Here is a 3,187-nt window from a genome sequence, read left to right on the forward strand (position 1 = left end):
CCATCTGGGCGAAGCCGACGATGAAGGCCATGATGCTGATGAACGAGTTCAGATGATGGGCCGACTCCGTCATTATCGTCATGTCGGTCAGTTCGGCGTAGCGCCGAGGAACGCCCATAAGGCCGAGATAGTGCATGGGGAAGAAGATCAGATAGGCGCCGAGGAAGGTGACCCAGAAATGGAAGCGGCCGAGCGTCTCGTCGAGCATCCGGCCGGTGACCTTCGGATACCAGTGATAGATCGCGCCGAAGATAACCAGGATCGGCGCGACGCCCATCACCATGTGGAAATGGGCGACCACGAACATCGTGTCCGACAACGGCACGTCGACGACGACGTTCCCGAGGAACAGGCCCGTCAGGCCGCCGTTGACGAAGGTGACGATGAAGGCGAGCGCGAACAGCATGGGGATGGTGAGGTGGATGTCGCCGCGCCACAGCGTCAGCACCCAGTTATAGACCTTGATCGCGGTCGGCACGGCAATGATCAACGTCGTGGTGGCGAAGAAGAAGCCGAAATAAGGATTCATGCCGCTGACATACATGTGGTGCGCCCAGACCACGAAGCTCAGCGCGCCGATGGCGATGATGGCCCAGACCATCATGCGGTAGCCGAAGATATTCTTGCGCGCATGCGTGCTGATCAGGTCGGACACGATGCCGAAGGCCGGCAGGGCCACGATGTAGACTTCCGGGTGGCCGAAGAACCAGAACAGGTGCTGGAATAGGATCGGGCTGCCGCCATTGTGCTGCAGCTGCTCGCCCATTTCGACGATCGCCGGCATGAAGAAGGAGGTGCCGAGCAGACGGTCGAGCAGCATCATCACACAAGCGACGAACAGCGCCGGAAAGGCGAGCAGCGCCATGACGGTGGCGGTGAAGATGCCCCAGACGGTGAGCGGCAGGCGCATAAGGGTCATGCCGCGCGTACGGCCCTGCAGCACCGTCACCACATAGTTCAGGCCACCCATGGTGAAGCCGATGATGAACAGGATGAGCGAAGAGAGCATCAGGATGATGCCCCAATCCTGGCCGCCCGGCGTGCCGGTCATGATGGCCTGCGGCGGGTAGAGCGTCCAGCCTGCGCCCGTCGGTCCGCCCGGCGCAAAGAAGCTCGACACCAGAACGAGCACGGCGAGCAGATAGACCCAGTAGCTCAGCATGTTGACATAGGGAAAGACCATGTCGCGGGCGCCGACCATCAGCGGGATGAGGTAATTGCCGAAGCCGCCAAGGAAGAGCGCGGTGAGCAGGTAGATCACCATGATCATGCCGTGCACGGTGATGAACTGGTAATAGGCTTCCGGAGTGATGAAGTCGAACGTGCCGGGAAAACCAAGCTGCAGGCGCATCAGCCAGGACAGCACCAGCGCCACAAGACCGATGGCCGTTGCCGTCGCCGAATACTGGACCGCAATGACCTTGGCGTCCTGAGAGAAGACATATTTCGTCCACCAGCTATGCGGATGGTACAGTTCCACCTCTCCGACTTCGGCGGGCGGAACGGCATCTGCGGGTGTGACGTCGACCATTTGGAGCACCTCCGTGCCCTGTTCAGCGGGCCTCGACAGTTTCGAGTTTTGCCGCAATGTCGGGACCGGACGCCGTCGTCTCTCCTGGCCGGCGGTCCGCGGAGCCCGTTTGCTGGGGCGCCGACAATTGCGCAAAAGTCTGTTGCTGGCCGAGCCAGGCCTGGTAGTCCTGCTCGGTGTCGACCACGACCACGCCATGCATCAGCGGGTGCCCCTGGCCGCATAACTCGGCGCACAAGACCTGGAAGGTTCCGGTTCTGGTTGGAGTGAACCAGAAATAAGTGACGGATCCGGGGATCATGTCCATCTTGGCGCGAAATTCCGGGATATAGAAATCATGCAGCACGTCGATCGAACGCAGCAGCACCTTGACCGGCTTGCCGACCGGCAGGTGCAGATCGGCGGCCTCGACCAAGACATCGTCCTGGCCGTTCGGATCTTTGGGGGCAACGCCCAACGGATTGTCAGCGGTTACGTCGCGGGTATCCGAAGTTCCGAGCTTGCCGTCCTTGCCGGGCAGGCGGAAGCTCCACTGCCATTGCTGACCAATAACCTCGATGTCGGCCGCCTCGCTTGGAACGTTGACGAAGCGGCTCCAGACGAACAGACCTGGAACCAGAAGGGCCGTGACGCCGACGGCGGTGACGACCGTCAGCCACGATTCGAGGCGCCTGTTCTCCGGCTCATAGGCCGCGCGGTTGCCTTCGCGATGGCGGAAGCGGAACACGCAATAGGCCATAAAAAGCACGACGGCGCTGAAGACGACGCCGGTGATCCAGAAGGTGATGATGATGGTGTTGTCGATATAGTCCCAATTCGAGGCAATCGGCGTCCACCACCATGGGCTCAGGAAGTGGAACAACACCGAGCCCACAACGACTAAAACGAGTACAAGCGCAATCGCCATGTCCCGTTCCTCCCGGCATTCCCAGGAGAGCGAAGCATTCAGGAATGCCAAGCCGCATCATGCTCGATTTCCAGTTGAAATTCCAGAGCCGACTAGCCGGTGGCCACATGTTGCTATTTGCGCCCGCGGGGGGCCTAGATCAGCAGCAGCCCCTTCATCGAGGCATTGCCCTTGCGGCCGATGATGATGTGGTCGTGCACCGCGATACCAAGCGGCTTTGCCGTATCGATGATCTGCTTGGTCATCTCGATGTCGGCGCGTGACGGCGTCGGGTCGCCGGACGGATGGTTGTGCACCAGGATGATGGCGCTGGCGGAAAGTTCGAGCGCGCGCTTGACCACCTCGCGCGGATAGACCGGCGTGTGGTCGACGGTGCCGGTCTGCTGCACCTCGTCGGCGATCAGCGCGTTTTTCTTGTCGAGGAAGAGGATGCGGAACTGCTCGCGGGTCTCGAACGCCATGGCGGAGCGGCAATAGTCGAGGAGTTGCGTCCAGTTCGACAGCACCTCGCGGCCGCGCACTTCGCCGCGCGCCATGCGCTGTGCCGTGGCGGCGATGACCTTGAGATCGGTCGCCACCGCCGGGCCGATGCCTTTGACTTCCTCGAGCAGCGACGCCGGCGCGCCGAGCACTTCGGCGAAGGTGCCGAAGCGGGCCAGCAAGGCCTTGGCGATCGGCTTGGTGTCGACGCGCGGGATCAGCCGGAAGAGCAGCAGTTCGAGAAGCTCGTAGTCGGGGAGGGCGTCGGG

The 3,187-nt window shown here is 61.8% G+C and carries 3 protein-coding genes; all 3 read right to left on the minus strand.

What is annotated here, in order from left to right:
* On the minus strand, positions 1-1,531 hold a 1,531-nt coding region (locus EOA29_RS30370), incomplete at its 3' end, for a cbb3-type cytochrome c oxidase subunit I (protein WP_127222034.1).
* A gap of 22 nt (positions 1,532-1,553) precedes the next feature.
* On the minus strand, positions 1,554-2,438 hold the full coding sequence (coxB, locus tag EOA29_RS30375; RefSeq protein WP_126093426.1) for a cytochrome c oxidase subunit II: 885 nt from the start codon (positions 2,436-2,438) through the stop codon (positions 1,554-1,556).
* A gap of 134 nt (positions 2,439-2,572) precedes the next feature.
* A partial coding sequence (radC, locus tag EOA29_RS30380) for a DNA repair protein RadC (RefSeq protein ID WP_145969880.1) occupies positions 2,573-3,187 on the minus strand: 615 nt, incomplete at its 5' end.

The organism is Mesorhizobium sp. M1E.F.Ca.ET.063.01.1.1 (assembly GCF_003998155.1).
Taxonomy (GTDB): Bacteria; Pseudomonadota; Alphaproteobacteria; order Rhizobiales; family Rhizobiaceae; genus Mesorhizobium.